The organism is Azotobacter vinelandii CA, assembly GCF_000380335.1.
Taxonomy (GTDB): Bacteria; Pseudomonadota; Gammaproteobacteria; order Pseudomonadales; family Pseudomonadaceae; genus Azotobacter; species Azotobacter vinelandii.
On sequence record NC_021149.1, the window covers coordinates 2604933 to 2626103 of the forward strand.

Genomic DNA, 21171 nt, shown 5'->3' on the forward strand with positions numbered 1-21171 from the left:
CAGGTGGAGTCGATTCTCTCCACATGGGGGCGGCCCAGGGAGCGTGTGAAAGCTACTATCCAGATTCTTGAGTTAGCTGGCTTGTTTTGGCCGTGTACAGGGATAGAAGGCCCGCAGCGCGACTGTCCAGGGACCGTCAGGCGCGATACTTTTGCCAAGGCAGGCCGAGGCCTGCCGGAATCATGGCAACTCTTCCGAATACCCCTCGGCCATCGCCACCACGAGCTTGCGCTTGCCGGTGAAGGGGGAGCGCGCATGGGCGGCCAGCATGTTGTCGAGCATCATCACGTCGTCCTGCAGCCAGGGGAAGCTGATGGTGCACTTGTTCAGCACGCCGCGTATCTCGTCGAGCAGGCCATCTTCGATCGGCGATCCGTCGCCGTAGTAGACGTTGCGTGGCAGATCTTCCTCGTCCACGACCTCCAGGAGGCTTTCGCGCACTTCCCATGGCAGGTTGGAGACGTGGAACAGGTGGGCCTGGTTGAACCAGACCATGTCCTTCGTCACCGGATGACAGGCGACGGCCTGGCAGATCTGACGGGTTCGAAGTTCGCCGTCGTCCTTCCAGTCGCATTGGATCGCATGGGCGCGGCAGTACGACTCGACGGCCTGGCGATCGTCCGTGTTGAACACCTGCTCCCAGGCTACGTCCAGGCCGTTGCCATAGTTGCGCACGTACATCAGTTTTTTCTCGATGAAACGCTCGCGGATACGTAGCGGTATCCGTCGGTAGATTTCCCGGCTGTCGGCGATCGGCGTCTCGCCGCCGGTTTCCGCCGGAATCACGCTGTAGAACCAGATTTTCAGCGGCCATTCGAGCGTGTAGGCCTGCTCGTTGTGGAGCGGGATGGCCTGGTGAGCGGGATATTCCGTGGAGGTGTAGATCCCGCTCGCGACATTGGTTCGCGGAGTGGAGCCGAATTCGTAGCGCAGCAGCGGATGACCGAAGGCGGCCGCGAACTCCCGGAAGTCCTCGATGCCAGCGACCTGGAAACCGCGGAACAGGATGCCTCCGCAGTCGAGCAGATACCTGTCGACCAGGGGTTTCAGTTCGGCGAATGCCTCCAGCAGATTCACTCCCGGCTCCGGCGCTTGCACGAGCATCGGCAGATCGCCCTTTCCCGCCTGCAGCGGATGGATATCGAAGCGCGACAATTCGCTCATGCTTGTGTACCTCAGGCGTCCGCCCCAACAGCGGAACAGGGTTGAACACGACGCAGATGAACGCTCAGGTTGTTCCTGATCAGCTTCAGGACCCGGCTTTCATGCTCGTGAATGAAGAAATGCCCGCCCGCGACCATGTCCAGCGAGAAGCCGACGGCGGTTTCCTCCTGCCAGGCCAGCAACTGCTCCATGCTGCTCCGGTCTTCCTTGCCACCGAGCACATAGATCGGCAGTTCCAGGAGCGGTCGCGGCCGGTATCGGTAGCGGCCGCACATCAGGAAATCGGCGCGCAGGACCGGCAGGGTCAGGCTCATCAGTTCCTCGTTGTCGAGGACTTCCTCCGGGGTGCCCTGCAGGTCGCGCAGCTCGGCGACCAGTTCTTCGTCCGTCTTGGGCTGCGAATAATCCTTCTCGTACTCTTCCCGACGCGTGGGCGCCGCTGTGCCGGAGGCGAACAGCGCCAGTGGCGGCGGGCTGGCCAGATCGCCCAGGGCGTGGGCGATCTCGAAGGCCAGCAGGGCGCCGAGGCTGTGCCCGAACAGCGCGTAGGGTTGGTCCAGGCGCGGCGCCAGTTCCCCGGCCAGTTGCCTGGCCAGGGCGTGCATGTCGGTCTGCAGTGGTTCGCCGAGACGCGCGCCGCGTCCCGGCAGTTCCACCGGCTGCACCTGCAGCCAGTCCGGCAGGCCGCGCCGCCAGCGGCTGTAGACCATGGCGCTGGCACCGGAATACGGCAGGCAGAACAGGTTCAGTCTCGGCACGGTCGTCGGCCTCAGTTCGCGGCGGCGCCTTCGCGCTCCTTGGCCATCGCCTCCATCTTCTTGCGCAGGCTCAGGGGACGCATGTCGGTCCACACCTCCTCGATGTAGGCCAGGCATTCCTTCTTGAAGCCGCTCTTGCCTGCCTTGCGCCAACCCTTGGGGATTTCCTTGTAGTCCGGCCAGATGGAGTACTGCTCCTCATGGTTGACGACGACCTGGAAAACGATGTCCTCGCGATCGAAAACAGAAATCATGGCGTGTTCCTCTGTGCTGGTTGAGTCGGCTTGCCCTTGGGGCTCGTACGGATAGACGTATGGGGGCGTCGGGAAATTAGCCGGCGGAAACCGCCGCCGACACCGCCCTGGCGAAGATGCCGGCCACCTGCTCGACTTCCTCGTGGCGGATGATCAGGGGCGGCAGGAAGCGCACCACGCTGCCGTGGCGGCCGCCCAATTCGAGGATCAGTCCGCGTTTCAGGCACTCGCGCTGGATCGCCGAGGCCAGCGCCGGGTCCAGCGGCGGATGGCCGAGGGCGTCCGGCTCGCCGTCCGGCTCGACGATCTCCACGCCGAGCATCAGGCCGCGCCCGCGCACGTCGCCCAGTTGCGGATAGGTCCGCTGCAGCGCCTGCAGCAGCCCGCGCAGGTGCTCGCCGACCTGCTCGGCGTGTCGTGCCAGGTCGTGCTCCTGGATATGGCGGATCACCGCCGAGCCGGCGGCCATGGCCATCTGGTTGCCGCGGAAAGTGCCGGCATGGGCACCGGGCTGCCACTTGTCCAGTTCGTCGCGGTAGACCACCACCGACAGCGGCAGGCTGCCGCCGATGGCCTTGGACAGCACCACCACGTCCGGCACGATCTGCGCGTGCTCGAAGGCGAACATCCGTCCGGTGCGGGCGAAGCCGCTCTGGATCTCGTCGAGGATCAGCGGAATGCCGGCTCGCGCGGTGATCTCGCGCAGGCCGCGCAACCAGGCGTCGGCCGCCGGGATGGCGCCCGCCTCGCCCTGCACGGCTTCGACGATCACCGCCGCCGGTGGCTGCACGCCGCCTTCGGGATCGCTCAGCAGGTTGGCGATGTAGCGCAGACCCACTTCCACGCCCTGCTCGCCGCCCAGCCCGAACGGACAGCGGTAGTCGTAGGGGAACGGCAGGAACTGCACGCCCTGGGCGAGCAGCGCGCCCAGCGGGGTCTTGGCCTTGAGGTTGCCCATCAGGCTCAGCGCGCCCTGGCTCATGCCGTGGTAGCCGCCCTGGAAGGCCAGCACGGTGCTGCGCCCGGTGGCGGTGCGCACCAGCTTGAGCGCCGCCTCCACCGCGTCGGTGCCGGTTGGGCCGCAGAACTGGATTTTCGCCCGCCGGGCGAATTCCGCCGGCAGCGCGCCGAACAGGTCCTGGACGAAGCGGTCCTTGACCGGCGTGGTGAGATCCAGGGTGTGCAGCGGCAGTTCGTCGGCCAGTACCTGGCGGATCGCCTCGACCACCACCGGGTGGTTGTGGCCGAGCGCCAGGGTGCCGGCGCCGGCCAGGCAGTCGATGAACACCCGCCCCTCGACGTCCTCGACATGGATGCCGCGGGCGCGCTTGAGCGCCAGGGGAATCCGCCGCGGGTAACTGCGCGCGTTGGATTCCTGGCGGGCCTGGCGGGCCAGCAGCGGGTTCTCGTCCAGTTGATAGAGCGGCGGCTCGTCCGTCGCCGCTTCGATGTCCGCTACCGCGATGTTCATGGTTCCGTTCTCCGTGGCAAGAATTGGTCGTGCATCACAGCGCCTCCAGCCGCGACATCAGGTCGTCGAGGCGGCTGGCCTTCTGTTCGGTGAGGGCCGAGCCCTCCAGCGATTCGATGTAGGCGGCCAGTTCGCCCACCGTGCTGCACTCGAACATCGCCCGCAGCGGTACGTTGCGCTGCAGTGCCTTCTGCACCCGCGAGGCGATCTGGGTGGCCAGCAGGGAGTGCCCGCCCAGTTCGAAGAAGTTGTCGTGCACGCCGACCCGCTCCACCTTGAGCAGCTCCGCCCAGATCGTCGCCAGGGTCCGTTCCAGATCGTTGCGCGGCGCCAGGTAGGCCTGCCCGCGCGACTGGCCGATCTCCAGTTCCGGCAGCGCCTTGCGGTCCAGCTTGCCGTTGGTGTTGCGCGGCAGGCCCTCCAGCAGCAGCCAGTGCGCCGGTACCATGTAGTCGGGCAGTTCGGCGCGCAGACGCTGCTTGACGCGCTCGAACAGCTCGCCGTGCAGCAGCGGCGCGGTGGCCGGGGAAACCTCCGCCAGTTCCATGTCGGCGGGCACCAGGTAGCCGACCAGGTACTTGCCGTTCGGCCCCTCCTGCACCGCCACGGCGGCCTCGCGGACTTCCGCCTGTTCGTGCAGGTGCGCCTCGATCTCGCCCAGTTCGATGCGGAAGCCGCGGATCTTCACCTGATGGTCGATGCGCCCGACGTACTCCAGCAGGCCGTCGACGCGCCGCCGCGCCAGGTCGCCGCTGCGGTACAGACGCTCGCCGGGCTCGCGGGCGAAGGGGTTGGGCAGGAAGGCCAGCGCGGTGCGCAGCGGATCGCCCACGTAACCACGGCCGACGCCGGTGCCGGCGATGCACAGTTCGCCCGTCGCGCCGGCCGGCACCAGTTCCAGCGCCTCGTCGAGCAGGTACAGGCGGTTGTTGTCGGTGGGACTGCCGATGGGCAGGTAGCTGCCGGCGGTGGCCTCCATGTCGACGCGGAACAGCGCCACGTCGTCCGAGCATTCCGCCGGTCCGTAGGCGTTGACCAGCCCCACCTGCGGGTAACGCTGCAGCCACTGGCGGGCCAGTTCCGGCGGCATCGCCTCGCCGGTGGGCAGCAGCCAGCGCAGCGCGCCGAGCCCGTCCCGCTCCTCGGCGAGCATGCCCTGGATCAGCGAGGGTACGCTTTCCAGCACCGTGACGCCGCGCTCGCGCGCCAGGGCCAGCAGGGCGCCCGGATCGTGGGCGATGGCGTTCGGCACTATCTCCACCCGGCCGCCGAACAGCGGCGCGGCGAGGAACTGCCAGACCGAGATATCGAAGCTCTGCGAGGCGGTCTGGGCGATCGCATCGGCTTCGTCCAGGCCCAGGTAGGGCACCTTGGACAACTGGTTGTTGAGCATCCCGGCCTGCTCGACCATCACCCCCTTGGGCAGTCCGGTGGAGCCGGAGGTGTAGATCACGTAGGCGAGGCTGTCCGGGCCGCTGTAGACGCCGGGGTTCGCCGTCGGCCAGTCGCCCGCCTGCACCTCGTCCCACACCAGCAGGCGCGGACGTCCCTGGCCGGCCAGCGCCTCCAGCAGCTCGACGGCCTGCGCGCGGCACGCCGCCGAGCAGACCAGCAGCGGCACGCGGCCGAGTTCGAGGATGCGGGTCAGGCGCTGGGCCGGATGGCCCGGGTCGAGCGGCAGGTAGCCGGCGCCGGCCTTGAAGGCACCGATCATCATGCCGAGCAGGTCGAGGCCGCGCTCGGCGAGCAGCGCCACCGGCTGGTCGACTCCCACGCCGGCCGCGCGCAGGGCGTGGCCCAGGCGGTTGGCGCGCGCGTTCAGCCCTGCGTAGTTCCACTGTGCGTCCTGACAACGGGCGACGATCCGCTCGGGATGCGCCGCCACCCGTGCCTCGAACAGCCGTGCGTAGCCCTGCTCCAGCGGGTAGTCGCGCTCGCTGCGGTTGCAGCCCTCGGTCAGGAATTCGCGCTCGCCGTGGTCCAGCAGCGGCAAGTCGGACAGGTCGCCGAGGATGCCGTCGGCCAGGGCCAGCAGCAGGCGCTTGAAGTCGCCGAGCAAACGCTCGATGGTCGCGGCCTCGAAATAGCGCCGGTCGTAGGACAGGTGCAGGCCCAGGTCGTCGCCCGGGTAGCAGACCACGGTGAGCGGGAAGTTGGTGTGGGTGCGTCCGGACTCGGAGCGGGCCTTGAGGCCCTGGGCGCGGTCCAGCACCGCGCTGTCCACCGGCGCGTTTTCGAACACGAACAGGCTGTCGAACAGCGGCTGGCCCTTGGGCAGCTCGCTGCATTCCTGGATGTCCACCAGCGACAGGTATTCGTACTCGCGCAGTTCCAGGTTGCGTTCCAGCAGTTCGCGCAGCCAGTCGCGCACCGCGCGGCGCTCGCCCGCTTCCGGCAGGCGCAGGCGCAGCGGGATGCTGTTGATGAACAGGCCGACGGTGCCTTGCAGCGCCGGCATGCTCACCGGCCGTCCAGCCACGGTGACGCCGAAGGTCAGGTCGCGTTCGCCGCTGTAGCGGTGCAGCACCAGCGCCCAGGCCGCCTGGGCGAAGGTGTTGACGGTCAGTTGGTGGCGCTGGGCGAGTTCGCGCAGGCGCGCGCCGTCGGCGGCCTCCAGCCGCGTCAGGCAGTCGCCGACCTGCATGCCGCCGGTGTGCTCGCGCAGCAGCGGGCGGTCGCCGGGGATGGCGGTCGGCCGCTCGAAGCCGCGCAGGTTGTCGCGCCACCAGTTGCGCGCCGCCTCGAAGTCCTGGCGTTGCAGCCAGGCGATGTAGTCGCGGTAGCGCGGCGCGGACGGCAGCCGCGGCTCGCGGCCCTCGCCGAGGGCGGCGTAGATCTCCATGAAGTCGCCCATCAGCAGGCCGCGGCACCAGGCGTCGATGAGAATGTGATGGTTGCTCATCATGAACCAGTAGCGCGCTTCGCCCAGGCGGATCAGCCGCAGATGGAAGGGCGGCTCGCGCAGCAGGTCGAAGCCCGTTTCGCGCTCGCGCTTGTGCAGCGCCTGCAGGCGTTCCTCGTGGCCGTCCGCGTCCAGCGCGCTCCAGTCCTGGTAGTCGATGCGTGCGGCGCCCGGCTTGTGGACGATCTGCAGCATGGTCTCGCCGCTGTTCCAGGTGAAGGAGGCGCGCAGCGCCTCATGGCGCGCCACCACCGCCTGCCAGGCCTGCTCGAAGCGCTGCAGGTCGAGTTCGCTGTCGATCCGGTAGCGGTCCTGCATGTAGTAGATGCCGGTGCCCGGCTCCAGCAGGGTGTGCAGCAGCAGGCCCTCCTGCATCGGGGTCAGCGGGTAGATGTCCTCGATCGCCGCCGCCGGCACCGGCAGCGCGTCGAGCTGGGCCTGGGTGAGCTGTGCCAAGGGGAAATCCGAGGGCGTCGGGCCGCCGCTCTCCTCTTCCAGGCAGTGCTCGATCAGCCGCTGCAGTTCCGCCAGCAGCTCCTCGGCCAGCGCCCGCACGCTGCCTTCGTCGTAGCGGCCGGCGCCGTAGGTCCAGCGCAGGCGCAGCTCGCCGCCGTAGACCTGGGCGTCGATCGACAGCCGGTTGGGCAGCGGCGCGTCCTCGGCGTGGGCCGGGCCGGCCGGTTCGTCAAGCGGCCGGAACAGCGCGTCATGCGCGAAGCTCTGGTCGAACTGGCCGAGGTAGTTGAAGGTGATCCGCGCCTGCGGCAGCGCGGCCATCGCCGCGCGCGTGTCGGCGTCGGCGAGATGGCGCAGCACGCCGTGGCCGAGGCCCTTGTGCGGCACGCCGCGCAGTTGTTCCTTGACCGCCTTGATGGCATCCGCCAATTCCCCGGCGGGTTGCAGGCGCACCGGGTAGGCGCTGGTGAACCAGCCCAGCGTGCGGGTCAGGTCGATGTCGTCGAACAGCGCCTCGCGGCCGTGCCCCTCCAGTTGCACCAGCGCCGCGTCGCGCCCGCTCCAGCGGCACAGCACGCGGGCCAGGGCGGTGAGCAGCAGCTCGTCCACCCGGCTGCGGTAGGCCGCCGGCGCCTGCTGCAGCAACTGCCGGGTGCGCGTGGTGTCGAGGCGCAGGCTCAGGCTGCGGGCGTCCCGGTAGCGGTCGTCGGTGCCGGCCCGGTCGCAGGGCAGCTCGCCGTCCGTCCCGGCCAGGTGCGTCCGCCACCAGACCAGTTCCTCGCGCAGCGATTCGCTGGCGGCGTAGGCTTCCAGTCGTGTGGCCCAGTCGCGCAACGAGCTGGTCCGCGCCGGCAATGCCGGAGACCGGCCGGCTTCGAACTGCCGGTAGAGGCTCTGCAGGTCTTCCAGCAACACCCGCCAGGACACCCCGTCCACCGCCAGGTGATGGATCGCCAGCAGCAGCGTCTGCCGGCCGCTGGCGTCCTCCGCCAGCACCGCGCGCAGCAGCGGGCCGTGCGCCAGGTCGAGGCTGCGCTGGGCTTCGGCGAACAGCGCCCGGCGTTCTTCCGGGCCGGCCGGCCGGACCCGCCACAGCAGTTCCCCGCCGCCCTCGCCCACCGCGCGGTATTCGGCCCGCCAGTGGCCGTCGATCCGGCGGAAGGCCAGGCGCAGGGCGTCGTGGTGGTTGCGCAGGTAATGCAGGGCCTTTTCCAGGCAGTCGGCATCCAGCCGGCCGCTCGGCTCCAGCAGCAGGCTCTGGTTCCAGTGTTGTGGCTTGGCGAGATGCTGTTCGAAGAACCAGTGCTGGATCGGCGTCAGCGGCGTGGCGCCGCTCAGCGGCCCTTGTTCGCTGGCTACCGTGGCGACGCTCCGGGCCACCGTGGCGAGGGCCTGCACCGTCTGGTGCTGGAACAGATCGCGCGGGGTGAAGTGGATGCCCGCCTGGCGGGCGCGGCTGACCACCTGGATCGACAGGATCGAGTCGCCGCCCAGTTCGAAGAAGTTGTCGCCGAGACCGATGCGGCCGACGTTCAGCGCTTCGGTCCAGATCGTCGCCAGTTGCCGTTCCAGCTCGCTGCGCGGCGCCTGGTAGGCCTGGCGGTCCTGCTCAGGGTCGGGCGCCGGCAGGGCGCGGCGGTCGAGCTTGCCGTTGGGGGTCAGCGGCAGTTTTTCGAGCAGCGACAGGTGCGCCGGCACCATGTAGTCGGGCAGTTGCGCGCGCAGGTGGGCCTTGAGCGCTTCGCGCAGTGCCGCGCGCGCCGCTTCGTCGAGCCCTGCCGTGGCGGTCGCCACGTAGCCGGCCAGTTGCTTGCCGGACGATGTGTCCAGGGCCAGCACCGCCGTGTCGGTCACGGCCGGATGCTCGCGCAGGCGCGCCTCGATCTCGCCCAGTTCGATACGGAAGCCGCGCACCTTGACCTGCTGGTCGATGCGCCCGAGATACTCCACCTGGCCGTCGTCGCGCAGGCGTACCCGGTCACCGCTGCGGTACAGGCGCGCGCCGTCCGCATCCGGCACGAAGCGTTCGGCGGTCAGCGCCGGGCGCCGGTGGTAGCCGCGCGCCAGGCCCTTGCCGCCGAGGTACAGCTCGCCGGCGGCGCCCTGCGGCAGCGGCGCCAGGTCGGCATCGAGGATGGCGCCGCGGCGGGCGCCCACCAGGCTGCCGATCGGCACGCTGGCGGCGCCCTCCTCCAGGGTTTCCGGCGCCCGGCAGGCCAGCGGCATGACCACCGTCTCGGTCGGCCCGTAGGCATTGAAGAAGGCTTGCGGCGCGAAGGCCGCGCGAATCCGCTGCAGGTGCTCGCCGCTCAGCGCTTCGCCGCCGGTGATGCACAGCCGCACCGGCAGGCGCTCGTCGCGACTGATCAGCCATTGCGCCAACTGGCTGCCGTAGCTGGGGGTGAAACCGAGGATGCTCACGCTCTGCTCGCGGATCAACTGGCAGATCGATTCCGCATCCCATTGTCCCTGCCCACGCAGTACCAGCCGCGCGCCGCACAGCAGCGGCGCGAACAGCCGTTCGGTGGCGGCGTCGAAGTTGATCGAATAGAAGTGCAGCTCGCAGTCGGAGGCCGCCATGCCGAAACGCTCGATCACCGCCCGGCAGTGCATGGCGATCTCGCCGTGGCACACCGCCACGCCCTTGGGCTGGCCGGTGGAGCCGGAGGTGTAGATCAGGTAGGCGAGGTTGTCCGGGCCGGCGAGCCTCGGCAGCGGTGCGCCGGACTGGCCGTCCAGGGCGGCGAGGTCGTCCTCCAGGCACCAGCGCGCGACGCCGGCCGGCAGCTCGCCGAGCGCCTCGAACAACACGGCGTGACCGAGCAGCAGGGCGATGCCGCTGTCCTCGATCAGGTAGCGCAGGCGCTCCAGCGGGTATTCCGGGTCGAGCGGCACGTAGGCGCCGCCGGCCTTGAGGATCGCCAGGATGCCGACGACCATCTCCGCCGAGCGTTCCAGGGCCAGGCCGACCGGTACTTCCGGGCCGCCGCCGCGCTCGCGCAGCACGCGGGCCAGGCGGTTGGCCCGGACATCCAGCTCGGCGTAGCTCAGGGTCCGCCCGGCGCAGGTCAGCGCCGGCGCTTCGGGCGTCCGCGCCGCCTGGGTTTCGAACAGTTCGTGCAGGCAGGCGTCCAGCGGGTAGTCGCCGGGCGCTTCGGCCAGCCGGGTGGCTTCGGCCTCGGCCAGCATCGGCAGTTCGGCGAGGCGCCGCGACGGCAGCTCGACCATCGCCTCCAGCAGGCGCGTCCAGTGCCCGGCCATGCGCACGATGCGCGGTTCGTCGAACAGGTCGCTGCTGTAGGTCAGGCAGCAGCCCAGGCGCTGGTCGAGATCGGTCACCTCCAGGTAGAGGTCGAACTTGGTCGCCCGCGCGTCGTTGACCAGGTATTCGACGGTCATCCCGGCCAGTTGCCGGGTCTGCTGGAACTCCCAGCGCTGCACGTTGCACATCACCTGGAACAGCGGGTGATGGGCGGCGCTGCGCGGCGGTTGCAGGGCTTCCACCAGTTCGTCGAACGGCAGGTCCTGGTGGGCCTGGCCCTCGATCACCGTGTCGCGTACCTGTTCGAGCAGTTCGTCGACGCTCATCCGCCCGTCCAGCCGGCAGCGCAGCACCTGGGTGTTGAGGAAGGCACCGATCAGTCCCTCGCTTTCCGGGCGGATGCGATTGGCCACCGGCGCGCCGATGCGCAGGTCGCCCTGTCCGCTGTAGCGGTACAGCAGCAGCGCCAGGGCGGCGGTGGCGGTCATGAACATGGTCAGGCCGTGGGCCGCGTTCCAGGCGCGCACCCGCCCGGCCAGCGCCGGCTCGAGGTCGAAGCGGAACAGCTCGCCGCGATGGCTCTGCACCGGCGGACGCGGACGGTCGGCGGGCAGCTCGAGCAGCGGATGCTCGTCGCCCAACTGCCGTTTCCAGTAGTCGAGCTGGCGCTGGCGCTCGCCGCCCTCCAGCCAGCGGCGCTGCCACTGGCTGTAGTCGAGATACTGCACCGGCAAGGCTTCCAGAGGCGATTCGCGCCCGTCGAGGAACGCCTCGTAGAGCGCCCCCAGTTCGCGGGCGAACACGTCCATCGCCCAGCCTTCGGTGACGATGTGGTGCAGGGTCACCACCAGGTAATGCTTGTGTTCGCCGGCCTTTACCAGGCACACGCGCAGCAGCGGCCCGCGCTCCAGGTCGAAGGGCTGGTGCGCCTGCTCGTCGGCCAGTTCCTGCAGGCGCGCCCGGCGCTGGTCGGCCGGCAGCGAGGACAGGTCCAGCCGCTGCATGCACAGGTCGGATCGCTCGGCCACCTGCTGCCAGGGCTTGCCGTCGTCGCTGGGGAAGGTGGTGCGCAGGGTCTCGTGGCGCCGGATCAGCGCCTGCAGGGCCATCTCGAAGCGTTGCGCATCGAGCGGCCCGCTCAGCCGCGCCATGCCGCCGACGTTGTAGGCCGGGCTCTGCGGGTCGAGCTGCCAGAGGAACCACATGCGCTGCTGGGAATGCGACAGCGGGATGCGTTGGCCACGATCCGCCCGCTCGATCGCGCCCCAGCCGTCGCGCGCGCCCTCGGCCTGCAGGCGGGCCACTTCGGCGGCGAACTCGCCGAGGCGGCTGGCTTCGAACAGGCTGCGCAGCGGCAGGTCGAGGTCGAACGCCTGGCGCACCCGCGAGACGATGCGGGTGGCCAGCAGCGAATGGCCGCCCAGGGCGAAGAAGTCGTCGTCCAGGCCGACGCGCGGCAAGCCCAGCACCTCCTGCCAGATCGCCGCCAGGCGCCGTTCGCGCTCGTCGCGCGGAGCGACGTATTCGCCCGCCCGCCAGTCCGGCTCCGGCAGCGCCTTGCGATCCAGCTTGCCGGTCGGCGTCAGCGGCAGCGCGTCGAGGCGGACGAACTGCGCCGGCACCATGTACTCCGGCAGGCTGGCGGCCAGGGCGCGCTTGAGGCGTTCGGCCAGGGCCGGATCGTCTTGTGCGCCGTCGCTGGTCAGGTAGGCGACCAGTCGCGCACCCGCGGCGCCCTCGCGCACCAGCACCACGGCCTGGCGCACCGCCGGCTGCGACAGCAGGTGCGCGCGGATTTCCTCCGGTTCGATGCGGAAACCGCGCACTTTCACCTGCTCGTCGGCGCGGCCGAGGAATTCCAGCGCCCCGTCGTCCCGCCAGCGCGCCAGGTCGCCGCTGCGGTACAGCCGCGCGCCGTCCTCGCCCGGCACGAAGCGCTCGGCGGTCAGCGCCGGACGCCCCAGATAGCCGCGCGCCAGGCCGCTGCCGCCGAGCAGCAGTTCGGCCACCGCGCCGCCGGGCGCCAGTTCCAGTTCGGCGTCGCGCAGCTCGCAGACCACGTTGGCCAACGGCCGGCCGATCGGCACCCGCGCGCCCTCTTCCGCGCAGCGCCAGTGGGTGACGTTGATCGCCGTCTCGGTCGGCCCGTAGCGGTTGTGCAGCGCGACCTGCGGCAGCCGTTCGCGCACCCGCCGGCACAGCTCGGCGGAGAGCGCCTCGCCGCCGGAGAACAGCAGCCTGAGGCGGCGGCAGTCGCCGAGCGCCGGTTCCTCGACGAACAGTTGCAGCAGCGGCGGCACGAAGTGCAGGCAGGTCGCCCCGTGCGCCCGTGCCAGTTCCACCAGCCGGCGCGGGTCGCGGTGCTCGCCATCCGCCGCCAGCACCAGGCGGCTGCCGGCGATCAGCGGCAGGAAGCATTCCCAGACCGACACGTCGAAGCCGAGCGGCGCCTTCTGCAGCAGCACGTCGGAAGCATCCAGGGCGTACTCGCGGCGCATCCAGTGCAGGCGTTCGCTCAGCGCGCCATGGCTGACGCCGACGCCCTTGGGCTGGCCGGTGGAGCCGGAGGTGTAGATCACGTAGGCCAGGTTGCCGGCGTCCAGCGCCAGGGCGGGCGGCGTGTCCGGGTAGCCCTCGGCGTCCAGCTCCTCCAGAGGCAGCGTCGCCAGTCCGGCCGGCGCTTCCAGCGCGTCCAGCACCCGCCGGTGGCCCAGCAGCAGGCTCAGGCCGCTGTCGCCGATCATCCAGGCCAGGCGTTCGCGCGGGTAGTCGGCGTCCATCGGCACGTAGGCGCCGCCGGCCTTGACCACCGCCAGCAGAGCCACCATCAGTTCGACGCCGCGTCCGGCCAGCAGGCCGACCTTCGCCTCCGGGCCGACGCCCAGCTCGCGCAGGCGGTGCGCCAGGCGGTTGGCGCGGCGCTCCAGGTCGGTGTAGTCGAGGGTCGCCTCGCCACTGACCAGGGCGATGGCCTGCGGCGTCGCCCGTGCCTGGGCGGTCAGCAATTCGGGCAGCAGGACGCCGGCCGGTTCGGCCGGCCCGCGCGCCCAGTCGTGCAGTCGCTGGCGCTCGTCGACACCGAGCAGCTCGAAGTCGCCGATGGCGCGCTCGGGGTTCTCGCCGATCTGTTCCAGCAGGCGCACGAAATGCCCGGCGAGACGCTCGACGCTGGCGCGCTCGAACAGTTCGCAGGCGTAGTCGAAAGACAGGCGGATACGCCCCTGGCGGTCCTCCTCGCTGTGCAGTTGCAGGTCGAACTTGGCCTCGCGGCTGTGCCAGGGCAGTTCCTCGGCGAGCAGCCCCGGCAGGCGGCGCAGCGCTTCCAGGTCGCGCTGCTGGTGGTTGAACATCACCTCGAACGGCGGCTCGCCGCCCAGCGCCTCGACCAGCCGCTCGTACGGCAGGTCCTGGTTGGCCTGGGCGCCCTCGACCGTGCGCCGCGCGGCCTCCAGCAGCGCGGCGAAGGTCTGCCGCGAATCCAGCCGCCCGCGCAGCACCTGGGTATTGATGAAGAAGCCGACCAGTCCCTGCAACTCGCGGCGCGGGCGGTTGGCGTTGGGCACGCCGAGGCGGATGTCGGATTGCCCGGTATAGCGGTGCAGCAGGGTCTGGAAGGCCGCCAGGAGGACCGCGAACAGCGTGGTGCCCCGCGCCCTGGCGATGGCCTGCAGGCGTTCGCCGAGGGCCTTGTCCAGGCGCAGACCGAAACGCTCGGCGGACGACTCCCGGCCGCCGCGCGGCCGGTCCAGCGGCAGCGCCAGGGGCTGGTGCTCGTCGGCCAGTTCGGCGCGCCAGTAGTCCAGTTGCGCGGCGAGGCGTTCGCCATCGTCCGCTTGCCAGGCCGCATAGTCGGCGTAGCGGATCGGCAGGGGCGCCAGGGATGCCGTCTGCCCCTGGATCCGCGCGGCGTAGAGCCGGGCGAATTCGTCGAGCAGCAGGCCCAGCGACCAGCCGTCGGCGACGATGTGGTGCAGGGTCACCAGCAACAGGTGCTCCTGTTCGTCCAGGCTGACCAGCCGCACGCGCAGCAGCGGGCCGTGCTCCAGGTCGAAATGGAAACGCGCCTCTTCCTCGCGGATCGTCCACGCCCGCTCCTCGCGCTGCGCTTCGGGCAGCGCGGAAAGATCGTCGCGCAGCAGCGTCCAGTCGGACGCCGTTCCGGCGCACTGGAAGCCGATGCCGTCTTCCTCATAGAAGGTGGTGCGCAGCGATTCGTGGCGCTCGACCAGCGTCGCGAAGCTGTGTCGCAGCGCCTGCTCGTCCAGTTCGCCGCGCAGGCGCAGGCCGCCGGGAATGTTGTAGGCGACGCTGTGCGGCTCCAGTTGCCAGAGGAACCACAGGCGGTTCTGCGCCGCCGACTGGCGCAGGGCGCCCTCGCGCGGCAGGCGCGGGATACCGGTGGCGGACGCGCCGCCTTCGGCCAGCAGGCGCTCCAGCTCGGCGCCGAACGCCCGCAGGGTCGGGGCCTCGTAGAGGCTGCGCAGCTCCAGGTCGACGCCCAGTTCGTCGCGCAGCTCGGCGATCATCTGGATGGCCTGGATGGAATTGCCGCCCAGGGCGAAGAAGTGCGCGTCGGGGTCGAGCCGTTCGACCTTGAGCAGCGTCCGCCAGAGCGCGGCGAGGCGTTCGCCGGGCGGCGTCGCGTCGGCGGCAGGCTCGGCGCCCCGTCCCTCGCGGAAGGAAGCGATCGGCACCAGTTCCCCCGCCTCGTGGCGTTGCCGGCAGGCGGAACGCTGCAATTTGCCGCTGGAGGTCTTCGGCAGCGCGCCGGGCTCCAGCAGCAGCACCAGTACGGGCGCCTCGTGGTGCGCTTCGGCCACCGCCTGGCGGATGCGCCCGAGCAGTTCGTCGGCGGCCACCTGCTGGGCGGTGCGCCGGCCGATCTCCGCCGCCACGCCGAGCGCCTCGCGGCCCTCGTGCTCCACCGCGAAGGCCGCCACGCGCCCGCGCCGCACCTCGGCGACGCACTCCTCCACGGTGCGCTCGATGTCCTGGGGATAGAGGTTCTGGCCTCGCACGATCAGCATGTCCTTGAGCCGCCCGGTGACGAACAGTTCGCCCCGCTGGCGGAATCCCAGGTCGCCGGTGCGCAGCCAGGTGCGACCGTCACGCTCGACGAAAACCTGTGCGGTCGCCTGCGGATTGCGCCAGTAGCCCTGGGCGACGCTCGGTCCGCTCGACCAGATCTCGCCGACCAGCCCGTCGCCCAGCGCCTCGCCGCTGCGCGGGTCGACGATCAGCAGCGGATGGCCGGGTTGTTCCCAGCCGCAGCTCATCAGTACCGGACCTTCGCCGGGCTCGGCGCGGTCGGCCGCCAGCGCGGCGGCGTCGAGCCGCAGGGCGGAGATGCCCTGCCCCGGCCGGCCGCCGCTGACGAACAGGGTCGCCTCGGCCAGGCCGTAGCTGGCCAGATAGGCATCGGGACGGAAGCCGCAGGGCGCGAAGCGTTCGGCGAACGCCGCCAGGCTGTCCTGGCGGATCGGCTCGGAACCGGAGAAGGCCACCCGCCAGCCGGACAGGTCCAGGCCGGCCAGGTTGCCCTCGGCGATACGCTCGTGGCACAACCGATAGGCGAAGTCCGGACCGCCGCTGATGGTGCCCCGGTAGCGGCCGATCGCCTCCAGCCAGCGCACCGGCCGTTCGAGGAAATGCTGCGGCGACATCAGCACCACCGGCACGCCGCTATAGATGCCCTGCAGCAGTCCGCCGATCAGCCCCATGTCGTGGTACAGCGGCAGCCAACTGACGATAGTGTCGTCGTCGCCGATCCGGTAGCCCTGGCGGATCAGCCATTCGTTGGCCTCCAGGTTGGCGTGGCTGACCTGCACGCCCTTGGGGGTCGCGGTGGAGCCGGAGGTGTACTGAAGGAAGGCGATGGCTTCGGCCGGCACCGCCGGCGCCCGCCAGCCGTCGGCCAGGGCCGGGTCCAGCGCGTCCACCGCCAGCAGTTCGGGCAGCGCGTCGCCGCGGCCTTCCCCCAGGGCGGCCAGCGAACCGGCCACCCCGGAGGTGGTGAGGATCAGCCGTGGCTGGGCGTCGGCGATGATCGAGATCAGTCGGCGCAGGTGCTGTTCCTGGCTGCTCTCCGGCGGATAGGCCGGCACCGCGATCACCCCGGCGTACAGGCAGGCGAAGAATGCCGCGACGTAGTCCGGCCCGCTGGGAAACAGCAGGACCGCGCGCTCGCCCGGCTCGCCGCGCTCCGCCAGCGCCGCCGCGATGATGCGCGCCTGGCGGTCCAGTTGCCGGTAGCTCAACACCTCCTCCCCGTCGCCGCCGAGAAAGCGCAACGCCAGCCGCTCCGGCTGGGCGGCGGCGCGCCGCATCAGGGCATCGGCCATGGAAACGGGGCGTTCGAAGGTATCCGTCATCTCTGCACCTTTCTCGATTCGACTGGGCAAGCGAACCACCGGGAGAGGCCCGGGGTCATGGAGCGATGACGGATCGACGAGAAAGAAAATTAGTGGCCGCGGGCACGGGAAGGACGACGGAAACGAAGCCGGGGGTAAAGATCCCGGCAGGCGGCTCGTTCTTTCTTGAACGGCCCCTGCGATCGGCTTTTCCCCTGCCTCATGACAATATGCACGGCGTTAGGTCTTTAAATAATTAAATTATAATAATTCTCATTTGACATATGTTCCCACAATGTCTACCGTGGTTCGCGTCGTCAAGGATCAACCGACCTCCCCCCAGTTCGCACCCCCGCCGCACAGGTAGAACCATGCAGGAATATGGAACTGTAGAGCGCTCTATGGACGGATCTCCGTCTCTGCTGCAAGCGTTGATGGAAAACCGTTCGACTCTGGTCAAGGCGGCAGCCCGGATAACCGGCTGCCACAGTCGTGCCGAAGACGTGGTGCAGGATGCCTTCCTCAGGTTGGCCGGCGCACAGAAGATCAGCCTTCCCCTCAAGGCCCGGATCAATTACGTCTTCAGGATCGTGCGCAACCTGGCCATCGACCATTACCGCAAGCAGGCGATGGAACAGCGCTACGCCGGCAGCGAAGAAGAAGGCCTGAACACCGCGATCAGCGGCGCCACTCCCGAGACCACCAACCTTCACCAGGAGACTCTGGAGAGGGTCAGCGATGCCTTGAGCCAGTTGCCCGCGAGAACCCGCTATGCCTTCGAGATGTATCGCCTGCATGGCGTGCCCCAGAAGGACATCGCCAAGGAACTGGGCGTCTCTCCCACATTGGTCAACTTCATGATCCGCGACGCGCTGGTGCATTGCCGCAAGACGGTGGGTCAGTTGCACGACTGAACCCCCGCCATCCGCCATCGGGACTCCGTGAACACCCGGTACTGGAGGACGAGTATCGATCCTGGCCGTGCCGTCGTCGGTACTCGCTTCAGCCCCGCCCCGCCGCGTTTCGCCTGCATCGCCCGGGACCTCTCCCGGTATCCGGCCCGCGTCGCCCGAACGGCGATCGGGGGGCACGCACGTCCGCACCCCGCAGGAATAGGGCCGCCGGAATGGCCGCGGCCAGTGCCTACTTCGCTCGCTCGCAAACATCTTTCCGCATCCGTCGTCTGTGTCGGCATGCTTTCGAGCGCCCTTGCGGAGCAGCCCGATGGCATCGATTTAACCAGAATGACGAAATTGACCCGGTAGAATTTAACTATCTTTTCAATAGACGCGCCCCGAAGAGGCTGGCACCTCGCCCCGCCTGCCCCCGGCCAGTGGCGCCGAGCGGGCAACGGCCATCCTCGACCCCCCTTCCACGACGACACGTCGTCCGCATCGGCGGGTATCCTTGCCGGCGGACCGGACCGACTGCCGGCCGTCGCGCCAGTACATGGCTCGTTCATCGAGGCATTGCACGGCCGGCGACGAGGCAGCCAACCGCCCCGGCCCGCAAGCCGTCAGCCCGGAACCTTTCCGACCAGCCTCAGGAAACCCGCCGAATGAGTTTCACCCTGTTCAGCCGCTACGCTTTCTTCGCCGCCTGCGTACTGCTCGCGCTCGTTACCCTGCCCCTGCTGCCCGGTTCGCCCGGCCTCTGGCCGCTGACCCTGATCGGCGGACTGCTCAGCCTGCTGGGCATCGCCGATCTGCTGCAGAAACAGCACGCGGTGCGACGCAACTACCCGGTGCTGGGCAACATCCGCTACCTGATCGAGTACATCCGCCCGGAAATCCGCCAGTACCTGCTGGAAACCGACGACGACTGCCTGCCGTTCTCCCGCGCCCAGCGCACGCTGGTCTACGCACGGGCCAGGAACCGGAGCGCCGAAAAGGCCTTCGGCACGCTGCAGGACGTCTACCAGAGCGGCTTCGAGTTCATCACCCATTCGATGTCCCCGGCACCGCTCCGCGATCCCGCGACCTTTCGCGTGACGGTCGGCGGGCCGCAGTGCGAAAAGCCCTATTCGGCCTCGCTCTTTAACATCTCGGCGATGAGCTTCGGTTCGCTCAGCGCCAACGCCGTGCGCTCCCTCAACCTGGGCGCCAGGCTCGGCGGCTTCGCCCACGATACCGGCGAAGGCAGCATCAGCCCCTACCACCGCGAGCATGGCGGCGACCTGATCTGGGAAATCGGCAGCGGCTATTTCGGCTGCCGCAGCGAGGATGGCCGTTTCGATCCGGAGCGCTTCGCCGCCCAGGCGCGCCACGACCAGGTGAAGATGATCGAGGTCAAGCTGAGCCAGGGCGCCAAGCCCGGTCACGGCGGCATCCTGCCGAAGGACAAGATCACCGCGGAGATCGCCGCCACCCGAGGCGTGCGCATGGATCGCGACTGCGTTTCGCCGGCCCGCCACAACACCTTTTCCACCCCCAGGGAACTGCTCGACTTCCTCGTCCGGCTGCGCGAGCTGTCCGGCGGCAAGCCGGTCGGCTTCAAGTTCTGCGTCGGCCATCCCTGGGAGTTCATGGGCATCGTCAAGGCCATGCTGGAAACCGGCACCCTGCCCGACTTCATCGTCGTCGACGGCAAGGAAGGCGGCACCGGCGCCGCGCCCCTGGAGTTCGCCGACCACATGGGCGTGCCGCTGCGCGATGGCCTGCGCTTCGTCCACAACACCCTGGTCGGCGCCGGCCTGCGCGACAGCATCCGCCTCGGGGCCAGCGGCAAGATCATCAGCGCCTTCGACATCGCCAGCGTGCTGGCGATCGGCGCCGACTGGGCCAACTCGGCGCGCGGCTTCATGTTCGCCCTCGGCTGCATCCAGTCGCAGAGCTGCCACACCAACCGCTGCCCGACCGGCGTGGCGACCCAGGACCCGCTGCGCCAACTCGCCCTGGTGGTGCCGGACAAGGCCGAACGGGTGCGCAATTTCCACCACAACACGCTCGCGGCCCTGGCCGAGATGGTCGCCGCCGCAGGGCTCGAACACCCGGCGCGGCTGGAGCCGCGCCACCTGCTGCGGCGCATGTCGGCGAGCGAGATCCGCCAGTACGCGCAACTGCACGCCTTCCTCAAGCCGGGCGAACTGCTCGGCGACAGCATCGGCAGCGAGTTCTACGCACGGATGTGGCGGATGGCGCGGGCGGACAGCTTCGAGCCGGCGCCCTTCTGAACGGCCTCGCGGAGGCTAGCGCCGTTTCACCCGGCGCGGGCGTCCGGTCGGCGTCCGTTCCGCGGCGACGCCGCCGTAGTAGGTCTCGTGGGTGGTACTGGCCTTGGCGTGGCCGAGATCGACCTGCAGGTTCCTGAGCGGCCGATGCGGCGCGTCGTAGCTGGCGCTGGTATGGCGCAGCCAGTAGGTGCTGGCGGCGCGCAGGCTGGAGACTTCCCGCTCGCCGCGACCCTCGGCCTGCATCCGTCTGACCGCGCTGTCGAAGCACTTCTGCACGATGTTGCGGATCTGCCGGTCGGTCAGTCCGCCACGGCCGTCCAGCTTCAGCAGCAGCGGCACGTTCTCCCCCGGCTGCGGCAGCGGCGTCAGCTTGCGCGACAGGCGATAGCGCTTGAGGTAGCCGAGCAGTTCGCTGCTCACCGAGATCCGCCGCTCCTTGCCACCCTTGCCGACGGTCACGTACCACCAGGCGCCGGCGCTGTCCTGCTGGAAGGCCTGCATGGTCGGATGCCAGTCGGGACGGCCGGCCAGCTCGGAGATGCGCAGGTACAGGGAGAACAGCGTGGCGACCACGAACAGGGTGCGTTCGTGTCGCTCCGGGTCCTGCTGGGCCATCCATTCCGCCGTCTCGATGACGAAGGCCCATTGCAGCGGGTTCAGCACCTTGCCCTCGATCGAGGGCGCACGCGTCTCGAAGAAGCGGCCCGGCTCCTCGATGGCGCGGAATGGATTGTCGAGCAGCCGGTCCTGCCCGACCAGGAAGTCGTAGAAGGAACAGCAGATGGTGAAGGCCTGCTTCAGCGAGCTTGCCGTGACCTTGTAGCGCTCCGGCGCCTGGCGAGGCATGCCGGTTTCGTCGGCGAGCTTGCGCGCCGCCTTGCTGCCGAGGATCTCGTAGGGACGCCATTGCGGATTGGGGACCAGTTCGCCGGGCTCCTCGCCGGCGATGAAGCGCCGCCGCACCGCCTGGCCGACCCACTCCATGTCCGGCTCGCGGCTGAAGCCGAGAAAGGCCTCGGCGTCCTCGCGGGTCAGCTTCAGCACCGAACCCCCTTGCTTCAGCCAGCGCCACAGCAGCAGCCGCTCCACCTGGATGCGGTAGGCCTTGTAGGTGGTTTCCCAGCCGGCGTAGGCACGCAGGAAGTCGCGTGCGTGCAGGTAATCCGCCTTGGCCGGGACCTCCGGTTCGAGCTTGTTGAGAAAACGCACGACGAAGCGGTTCTCGAACACCAGACTGCCCGGCGACAGCGCCAGGAAACGGGGATGGGTATCGAACAGCGGCTGGGGAGCGGGAGCGGGATCGGTCATCGGGCGGGGAGTCCGTCGGGTGGCTGGGCGTTGGAATACCGGTTCCGATTATAGGCACGACATCCGGCCGCGGA

Annotated in this window: 8 protein-coding genes; 2 read left to right on the plus strand and 6 right to left on the minus strand. The window is 69.5% G+C overall.

Features of this window, described 5'->3' with window-relative positions:
• Nucleotides 1-180 precede the first annotated feature (180 nt).
• The 5 genes from AVCA_RS11700 to AVCA_RS11720 all read right to left on the minus strand — a co-directional run bounded on the left by AVCA_RS11700 (nt 181) and on the right by AVCA_RS11720 (nt 16638).
• A complete protein-coding gene (locus AVCA_RS11700; RefSeq protein ID WP_012701132.1) occupies nt 181-1164 on the minus strand; it encodes a TauD/TfdA family dioxygenase in 984 nt (327 codons plus the stop codon).
• 11 nt (nt 1165-1175) lie between these two features.
• Nucleotides 1176-1922, minus strand: a complete 747-nt coding sequence (locus AVCA_RS11705) for a thioesterase II family protein (protein ID WP_012701133.1) — start codon at nt 1920-1922, stop codon at nt 1176-1178.
• Nucleotides 1923-1933: 11 nt separating this feature from the next.
• Nucleotides 1934-2176, minus strand: a complete 243-nt coding sequence (locus AVCA_RS11710; RefSeq protein WP_012701134.1) for an MbtH family protein — start codon at nt 2174-2176, stop codon at nt 1934-1936.
• A 76-nt stretch (nt 2177-2252) separates the two neighbouring features.
• Nucleotides 2253-3647 carry an aspartate aminotransferase family protein gene (locus AVCA_RS11715; RefSeq protein WP_012701135.1) on the minus strand — a complete coding sequence of 465 codons (1395 nt, stop codon included), beginning with the start codon at nt 3645-3647 and terminating at the stop codon, nt 2253-2255.
• A gap of 34 nt (nt 3648-3681) precedes the next feature.
• Complete coding sequence (locus tag AVCA_RS11720) at nt 3682-16638, minus strand: non-ribosomal peptide synthetase (protein WP_012701136.1); 12957 nt, start codon at nt 16636-16638, stop codon at nt 3682-3684.
• A 380-nt stretch (nt 16639-17018) separates the two neighbouring features.
• On the opposite strand from AVCA_RS11720, the gene AVCA_RS11725 reads away from it, so the two are divergent.
• On the plus strand, nt 17019-17531 hold the full coding sequence (locus AVCA_RS11725; protein ID WP_085930851.1) for an RNA polymerase factor sigma-70: 513 nt from the start codon (nt 17019-17021) through the stop codon (nt 17529-17531).
• A 644-nt stretch (nt 17532-18175) separates the two neighbouring features.
• Nucleotides 18176-19789, plus strand: a complete 1614-nt coding sequence (locus AVCA_RS11730) for an FMN-binding glutamate synthase family protein (RefSeq protein WP_012701138.1) — start codon at nt 18176-18178, stop codon at nt 19787-19789.
• Nucleotides 19790-19804: 15 nt separating this feature from the next.
• Here AVCA_RS11730 and AVCA_RS11735 read toward each other — a convergent pair whose 3' ends face one another.
• Nucleotides 19805-21097 (minus strand): tyrosine-type recombinase/integrase, encoded by a 1293-nt coding sequence (locus AVCA_RS11735; RefSeq protein WP_012701139.1) that lies wholly within the window; start codon nt 21095-21097, stop codon nt 19805-19807.
• Between the last annotated feature and the right edge of the window lie 74 nt (nt 21098-21171).

What these genes read in the sequence shown, in the direction of transcription:
- AVCA_RS11720 (WP_012701136.1), bottom strand. Translation starts at nt 16,638, where the DNA reads ATGACGGATACCTTCGAACGCCCCGTTTCCATGGCCGATGCCCTGATG.
- AVCA_RS11735 (WP_012701139.1), bottom strand. Translation starts at nt 21,097, where the DNA reads ATGACCGATCCCGCTCCCGCTCCCCAGCCGCTGTTCGATACCCATCCC.
- AVCA_RS11700 (WP_012701132.1), bottom strand. Translation starts at nt 1,164, where the DNA reads ATGAGCGAATTGTCGCGCTTCGATATCCATCCGCTGCAGGCGGGAAAG.
- AVCA_RS11725 (WP_085930851.1), top strand. Translation starts at nt 17,019, where the DNA reads ATGGACGGATCTCCGTCTCTGCTGCAAGCGTTGATGGAAAACCGTTCG.
- AVCA_RS11730 (WP_012701138.1), top strand. Translation starts at nt 18,176, where the DNA reads ATGAGTTTCACCCTGTTCAGCCGCTACGCTTTCTTCGCCGCCTGCGTA.
- AVCA_RS11715 (WP_012701135.1), bottom strand. Translation starts at nt 3,647, where the DNA reads ATGAACATCGCGGTAGCGGACATCGAAGCGGCGACGGACGAGCCGCCG.
- AVCA_RS11710 (WP_012701134.1), bottom strand. Translation starts at nt 2,176, where the DNA reads ATGATTTCTGTTTTCGATCGCGAGGACATCGTTTTCCAGGTCGTCGTC.